Raw genomic sequence first — 6,606 nt, forward strand, 5'->3', positions numbered from 1 at the left:
CGGGCACGCCGACGCCGAGCGGGTGTCGACGCACTGAGGGCCGGCCGGGTCGGTTCAGTCCAGCCAGTCCGGCAGCGGCTCCCGGGCGGCCACCCAGTCGGCGGGCACCCCGCCGGGCGTGCCGACCCCGGTGTGGCCGCCGATGATCCCGCCGACGATCGCGGCGGTCGTGTCGACGTCCCCGCCCGCCTCGACGCAGGCGCGGATGGCGGCCGGGTAGTCGGCCAGGTGGGTGGCGGCCACCCAGAGGGTGAACGCGACCGTGTCCTGGGCGGTCACCCGGGCACCGTTGCCCAGCGTCGCGACGGCCTCGTCGAGGCCGCGACCGAGCAGGCCGATCGCCCGGCGTACCCCCCGGTGCACGACGCTGGCCGGGTCGATCGACCCGGCGACGGTGGTGAGCAGCCGGGCCGCGTCGGGGCGGGGTTCCCCGTCCAGCCGGGCCCGGGCGGCGAGGCAGGCGGCGACGGCCACCGCGACCGCGCCCGCGATCCCCTCCGGGTGGGCGTGGGTGACCTCGGCGCTGACCCGGGCCCGGGACGCGGCACGGGTGGTCGAGTCGGCGTACCAGGCGCCGAGCGGGGCGACCCGCATCGCCGCGCCGTTGCCGCAGGAGCCCTGGCCGTCGAAGGCCGACGCGGCGGCCACCGGCCACGGGGTGCCGGTGCGGATCAGCCGTAGGATGCTCACCGCGCCCGGCCCGTAGCCCCGGTACGGCTCGGCCCGGGTGGCGAAGGCCAGCGCGAGCCGGTCGGCGTCGACGTCGCCGTGGGTGGCGAGTTCGGCCAGCACCGAGCAGGCCATCTCGGTGTCGTCGGTCCACTGCCAGGGCGGTGGTGGCAGTCGCCCGGCCGCGAGGTCGTCGGGTCGGCGGCCCGGGACGAAGAACTGCGAACCGAGGGCGTCGCCGACGGACAGCCCGGCGAGGCTGTCCCGGGCCAACGCCAGCCGGGCGTCAGGAAACAGGGTGAACGGCATCGTCGTACCATTTTGCCCGGTTCGCGGATGCGTCGCAACGCGCCCGACTTGCCACGGGCAGTACGGTGCTGACGTGGCCACCGTGCTCCTGGTCGAAGACGACCACGTCGTCCGTGGCGCGATGCTGCGGTCGCTCAGTGAACGGGGGCACGCGGTGCACGCGGTCGGCACGGCGCTGGACGCGCTGCGTCGGGTCGCCGCCGAGACCCCCGATCTGGTCGTGCTCGACCTGGGCCTGCCCGACCTCGACGGCTCGGACGCGCTGCGGATGCTGCGCGGCATCACCGACGTACCGATCATCATCGCCACCGCCCGCGACGACGAGCAGTCGGTGGTCCGCCTGCTGCGCGCCGGCGCGGACGACTACAGGGTCAAACCGTTCACCGGCGCCCACCTGGACGCCCGGATCACCACCGTGCTGCGCCGGGTCGGCCGGGCCAGCCGTACCGTCGCGCCGGCCGTGCACTCCGTCGGAGGGCTGCGGGTGGACGTGGGCGAGCGCAGCGCGGTGCTCGACGGGGAGCCCCTGGCGCTCACCCGTAAGGAATTCGACCTGTTGGCGTATCTGGCGGCGCGGCCCGGCCGGGTGGTGTCCCGGCGGGAACTCTTGGAGGAGGTATGGCGCCAACCGTCGGTCGGCGAGGACCAGACCATCGACGTGCACCTGTACTGGCTGCGCCGAAAGATGGGCGAGTCCGCGGCGAAGCCGCGTTACCTGCGCACCGTGCGGGGGGTGGGGTTCCGGCTGGTGGCCCCCGACTGAGGCCGGCGCTGGCCGCGTTGACGGCCGGCATGTGCGCGCTGGTCGCGTCGGCGTTCCTCGTCCCGCTCGGCTTGACCCTGCGGGAGGAGGTGCGCGAGGAGGCGCTCGCCGACGCGGCGCGACGCGGGGCACTGGTCACCGGCGCGCTCGCCGTCAGCGCCGAGCCGGCGGCCGTCCGCCGCGCGGTCGAGGCCACCGGGGACGACCCGGCGACCCGTCCGGTGGTGCACGGCCTGGCCGGGAAGCAGCCGGCCGGCCGGGCGTCGGCCGACGACCTGGAGCGGGCGCGGGCCGGGGAGCAGTCCCGGGTGGTCGACGTCGACGGCGGGTTGGTCCGGCTCGACCCGGTGGTGCTCGACGGCCGGGTCGCCGTGGTCGAGGTCTTCGTGCCCGACGCCGTCCTCGACGAGGGGGCGGGCGGCACCTGGCTGCTGCTCACCGGGGTGGCCGTGGCGCTGGTCGGCGCGGCGGTGATCGTGGTGGACCGGGTCGCCGGGCGGGCGGTCGACTCCACCCGGGCCCTGGTCCGCGCCGCGCTCGCCGTGGGCGACGGTGACCTGGGGGTACGGGTCGAGCCGAGCGGCCCGCGCGAGCTGGCCGAGGCGGGGTACGCGTTCAACCGGATGGCCGACCGGTTGGTCGCCGCCCGCACCGACGAACGGGAGCTGGTGGCGGACCTGTCGCACCGGCTGCGTACCCCGCTGACGGTGCTGCGGCTCGACGCCGAGGGGCTGGACTCCGACGACACCAGCGTCGGCTCGTTCAGCGCGGCGGAACTGGACCGGCGGCGCACGATCCGGCGCATCCGGCAGGCGATCGTCACCCTGGAGGGCGAGATCGACGTGCTGATCAAGACGACCCGCAAGGCGGTGGCACACGAGGCCGGGCCGGCCGAGTGCGACGTCAGCGAGGTGGTCCGGGACCGGATGGTGTTCTGGGCGGCGCTGGCCGGCGACCAGAACCGCCCGCACCGGGTCAGCGGTGCCCAGTTCCGGATTCCGGTGCCGGTGCCCCGGGCCGAGCTGGCCGCCGCCCTGGACGCGGTGATCGGCAACGTCTTCCGCTACACCCCGCAGGGCACCGCGTTCGAGGTGGCCGTCTCCCGCCGGGACGGGTACGTGGCGATCCGGATCGACGACGCCGGTCCGGGCATCGCGAACCCGGACCGGGCGTTGCGGCGCGGGGCCAGCGACCAGGGTTCGACCGGGTTGGGCCTGGACATCGCGAGGCGGGTGGCGTTGCAGGCCAACGGCTCGGTCAGCCTCGACCGGGCCCACCTGGGCGGGGCCAGCGTGGTGATGCTGCTGGCCGATCCGCAGGCGACGCCCCGGCAGGTCAACCGGTTCGGGCTGGTGGGCCGGATGGCCCGGGAGGCCCGGGAGCAGAAGGGCGGGGGCCGCCGCTGGCCCCGGCAGCGTCCCACCGACGGCTGAGAAACCGGCGCTGGCTGTGCTGTGGCGCAAGGTTTCCTTAGATCCGGATTAACGACGGCGACGCGGGGCCGGTGGGCTGACAGGATCGGGGCCGAACCCATCGGTTCCACCGGCCTGTCGCCCCTGACACCCACCGGCCGGTGGATCGGTACGCGCGGCGGGGGCACGGTCCCCCACACCAGCTCCCGCCGCGTGTACACCCACTCTTCCCGGTCACCCGTGACGGTTCAGCGGGTCGCCACGAAGGCGTCGATCTCGGCGATGATCCGGGCCTGCCCGGCCGGGTCGAGGAACGACGCGGACACCGCCTCCCGGGCCAGCGCCGCGAGCCCCTCGGGGCCGGCGTCGAGCAGTCGGGCGGCGACGGCGTACTCGTCGTTGAGGGTGGTGCCGAACATCGGCGGGTCGTCGGAGTTGATGGTGACCCGCACCCCCGCGTCGACGAGTCGCCGCAGCGGGTGTTCCTCGATCCGGGTGACGGCCCGGGTCCGTACGTTGGACGTCGGGCAGACCTCCAGCGGGATGCGCCGCTCGGCCAGGTACGCCAGCAGCTCCGGGTCCTGGGCGGCGGAGATGCCGTGGCCGATCCGCTCGGCGCCCAGCTCGCGCAGGGCGTCCCAGACGGTCTGCGGGCCGGTGGTCTCCCCGGCGTGCGGCACGGAACGCAGCCCGGCCGCCCGCGCCTGGTCGAAGTACGGCTTGAACTGCGGCCGGGGCACCCCGATCTCGGGGCCGCCGAGGCCGAAGGCGACCAGACCGTCGGGGCGCTCGTCGAGGCTGATCCGCAGGGTCTCCTCGGCCGCCGGCAGGCCGGCCTCGCCGGGGATGTCGAAGCACCAGCGCAGCGCGATGCCGAAGTCGGCCTCGGCGCGGCGGCGGGCGTCCTCGATGGCCTCGCAGAACGCCGGTGCGGGAATGCCCCGGCGCACGTGCGAGTAGGGGGTGACGGTCAGCTCGGCGTAGCGGACCTGCTGGCGGGCCAGTTCCCGGGCCACCTCGTGGGTGAGCAGCCAGACGTCGTCGGGGTCGCGGATCAGGTCGACGACGCTGAGGTAGACCTCGATGAAGTGGGCGAAGTCGCGGAACGCGAAGTAGTCGGCGAGGGCGTCCGGGTCCGCCGGTACGGGGCTGCGTCCCTCGTGCCGGGCGGCCAGTTCGGCGACGATCCGGGGGGACGCGGAGCCCACGTGGTGCACGTGCAGCTCCACCTTGGGCAGTTCGGCGATGAAGGCGGACAGGTCGGTCACTGCGGCTCCTTGTGCCGGGCACCCGTACGGGCGACCACGAAGATCCGACGGAACGGGAAGTACACCTGACCCTGCCGTACCGGGTACGCGCGAGCCAACAGGTTCTCCAGCGCGGCGCGGAAACCGGCGAGGGCGGTGTCGTCCAGCACGGCCCGCACGGGGCGCAGGGCGGTGCCGTCCAGCCAGGTCAGCACGGGGTGTTCGGCGTCGGCGGGGGCGGGCAGCCGGTGCAGGTAGGTGGTCTCCCAGGCGTCGACCGCGCAGCCGGCGGCGGTCAGCGTGGCGGCGTACCCGACCGGGTCGTCGACGGGGTCCTCGCGCAGCAGCGGCCGGACGGTGTCCGCCCAGCGGGGGTCGGCGGCGACCTCGCGCAGCGCCCGGTGCGAGGGGCCGGTGAAGTTGCCGGGCACCTGGAACGCCAGCCAGCCGCCGGGCGGCAGCGCGTGCGCCCAGCGGCGCAGCAGGGCCGGGTGGTCGGGCACCCACTGCAGCACGGCGTTGGCGACCAGCACGTCCACGTCGGGGGCGGGCCGCCAGTCGGTGACGTCGCCCACGGTGAAGGTGACCGGGGTGTCGAGCGTGCGGGCCCGCCCGATCATCTCCGGGGAGGAGTCCAGGCCGCTGATCCGGGCGTCCGGCCAGCGTCGGGCGAGGGTCGCGGTCAGGGTTCCCGGACCGCAGCCGAGGTCGACCACCGCGCGTGGCCGGCCGGCGTCGACCCGGGCCAGCAGGTCGTGGAACGGGCGGGACCGTTCGTCGTCGTAGCGCAGATACGTGCCCGGATCCCACATGACCAACCCCCAAACCGTACGTACGTTTTGTTACAAGGTACGGCCGGCGCTGCGCCCCGGCAAGCAGGTCACTAGGCTCGACGGCATGGAACAGCGCAGCTTCGACCGGCTCGGCCGGCAGGTGGGTGTGGTCGGCCTCGGGGCCTGGCAGCTCGGCGCGGACTGGGGACAGGTCAGCGAGAGCGACGCCCTGGCCGTCCTCGCCGCCGCCGTGGAGTCCGGCGTCACCTTCCTCGACACCGCCGACGTCTACGGCGACGGCCGCAGCGAACAACTGATCGGGCGGTTCCTGCGGGACAACCCCGGACACGGGCTCACCGTCGCCACCAAGATGGGCCGCCGGGTCGAGCAGACGCCGCAGGCGTACACCCTGGACAACTTCCGGGCCTGGACCGACAGGTCCCGGGCCAACCTCGGCGTGGACACCCTCGACCTGGTGCAGCTGCACTGCCCGCCCACCGAGGTCTTCGCCGACGACCGGGTCTTCGACGGCCTCGACACCCTCGTCGCCGAGAAGCGGATCGCCGGGTACGGCGTCAGCGTCGAGACCTGCGACCAGGCACTCACGGCGATCGCCCGGCCGGGGGTGGCCAGCGTCCAGATCATCCTGAACGCGGTCCGGCTCAAGCCTCTCGACGAGGTGCTGCCGGCCGCCGCCGCGGCCGGCGTGGGGATCATCGCCCGGGTGCCGCTGGCCAGCGGCCTGCTCTCCGGCCGGTACGACGAGCACACCACCTTCGCCGCCGACGACCACCGCACCTACAACCGGCACGGGGAGAGCTTCGACGTCGGCGAGACCTTCTCCGGCGTCGACTTCGACCTCGGCCTGACCGTGGTGCGCCGGCTCGCCCCGCTGGTCGGCGACGGGCGCACGATGGCCCAGTTCGCCCTGCGCTGGGTCATCGACCAGCCCGGGGTGACCGTGGTCATCCCCGGCGCCCGCAACCCGGAGCAGGCCCGGGGCAACGCCGCCGCGGCCGGGTCCCCCGCGCTCACCGGCACCGAGCTGGACACCGTCCGGTCGGTCTACGACGAGCTGGTCCGGCCCCGGGTGCACGACCGGTGGTGAGCCACGCCGGCCGGGTCGTCGCGTCGGTGCCGTCCGGCCGGCATCCTGGTGACCGGGCCGGGTCGACCGGCCCACGGAGGGGGGACCGGTGAGGGGATGGCTCACGCTCACCCTGGGCCTGCTGGCCGTGGTGGTCGGCGCCGTCTGGACGGTCCAGGGCCTCGGATACGTCGACGGCAGCCTGATGAGCGACGAGCGGCTGTGGGCCGTCGTCGGGCCGCTGCTGGCGCTGGCCGGCCTGGTGCTGCTCTGGCGCGGCCTGCGGGCCCGGCGGCTGCCCTGACCGGGGGGGGGGGGGGGGGGGGGGGGGCGCCCCCGGCGCGGG

Annotated in this window: 7 protein-coding genes; 4 read left to right on the plus strand and 3 right to left on the minus strand. The window is 75.1% G+C overall.

The features are described 5' to 3' along the window. Positions 1–54 precede the first annotated feature (54 nt). Positions 55–978 (minus strand): ADP-ribosylglycohydrolase family protein, encoded by a 924-nt coding sequence (locus ACOJTC_RS02935; protein ID WP_420115630.1) that lies wholly within the window; start codon positions 976–978, stop codon positions 55–57. A 73-nt stretch (positions 979–1,051) separates the two neighbouring features. Between ACOJTC_RS02935 and ACOJTC_RS02940 the strand changes: the two genes are divergently transcribed. Next, positions 1,052–1,741, plus strand: a complete 690-nt coding sequence (locus ACOJTC_RS02940; protein ID WP_420115631.1) for a response regulator transcription factor — start codon at positions 1,052–1,054, stop codon at positions 1,739–1,741. Positions 1,742–1,770: 29 nt separating this feature from the next. Continuing rightward, positions 1,771–3,174 carry a HAMP domain-containing sensor histidine kinase gene (locus ACOJTC_RS02945; protein ID WP_204927725.1) on the plus strand — a complete coding sequence of 468 codons (1,404 nt, stop codon included), beginning with the start codon at positions 1,771–1,773 and terminating at the stop codon, positions 3,172–3,174. A 227-nt stretch (positions 3,175–3,401) separates the two neighbouring features. On the opposite strand, the gene ACOJTC_RS02950 is transcribed toward ACOJTC_RS02945, so the two are convergent. Continuing rightward, positions 3,402–4,421 (minus strand): adenosine deaminase, encoded by a 1,020-nt coding sequence (locus ACOJTC_RS02950; protein ID WP_377685046.1) that lies wholly within the window; start codon positions 4,419–4,421, stop codon positions 3,402–3,404. Further along, a complete protein-coding gene (locus ACOJTC_RS02955; protein ID WP_420115632.1) occupies positions 4,418–5,212 on the minus strand; it encodes a trans-aconitate 2-methyltransferase in 795 nt (264 codons plus the stop codon). The genes ACOJTC_RS02950 and ACOJTC_RS02955 overlap by 4 nt, the downstream gene beginning before the upstream one ends. 85 nt (positions 5,213–5,297) lie before the next feature. Between ACOJTC_RS02955 and ACOJTC_RS02960 the strand changes: the two genes are divergently transcribed. Continuing rightward, positions 5,298–6,281 carry an aldo/keto reductase gene (locus ACOJTC_RS02960; protein ID WP_420115634.1) on the plus strand — a complete coding sequence of 328 codons (984 nt, stop codon included), beginning with the start codon at positions 5,298–5,300 and terminating at the stop codon, positions 6,279–6,281. An 88-nt stretch (positions 6,282–6,369) separates the two neighbouring features. Beyond that, positions 6,370–6,564: a hypothetical protein gene (locus ACOJTC_RS02965; RefSeq protein ID WP_420115633.1), complete on the plus strand. Its 195-nt coding sequence runs from the start codon at positions 6,370–6,372 to the stop codon at positions 6,562–6,564. Positions 6,565–6,606: the final 42 nt, after the last annotated feature.

It is taken from the genome of Micromonospora sp. (genome assembly GCF_048594385.1).
Taxonomy (GTDB): domain Bacteria; phylum Actinomycetota; class Actinomycetes; order Mycobacteriales; family Micromonosporaceae; genus Micromonospora; species Micromonospora wenchangensis.

Bases quoted from the DNA above. Each gene is read 5' to 3' on its own strand.
- ACOJTC_RS02935 (WP_420115630.1), bottom strand. From the start codon at position 978: ATGCCGTTCACCCTGTTTCCTGACGCCCGGCTGGCGTTGGCCCGGGAC.
- ACOJTC_RS02955 (WP_420115632.1), bottom strand. From the start codon at position 5,212: ATGTGGGATCCGGGCACGTATCTGCGCTACGACGACGAACGGTCCCGC.
- ACOJTC_RS02960 (WP_420115634.1), top strand. From the start codon at position 5,298: ATGGAACAGCGCAGCTTCGACCGGCTCGGCCGGCAGGTGGGTGTGGTC.
- ACOJTC_RS02945 (WP_204927725.1), top strand. From the start codon at position 1,771: ATGTGCGCGCTGGTCGCGTCGGCGTTCCTCGTCCCGCTCGGCTTGACC.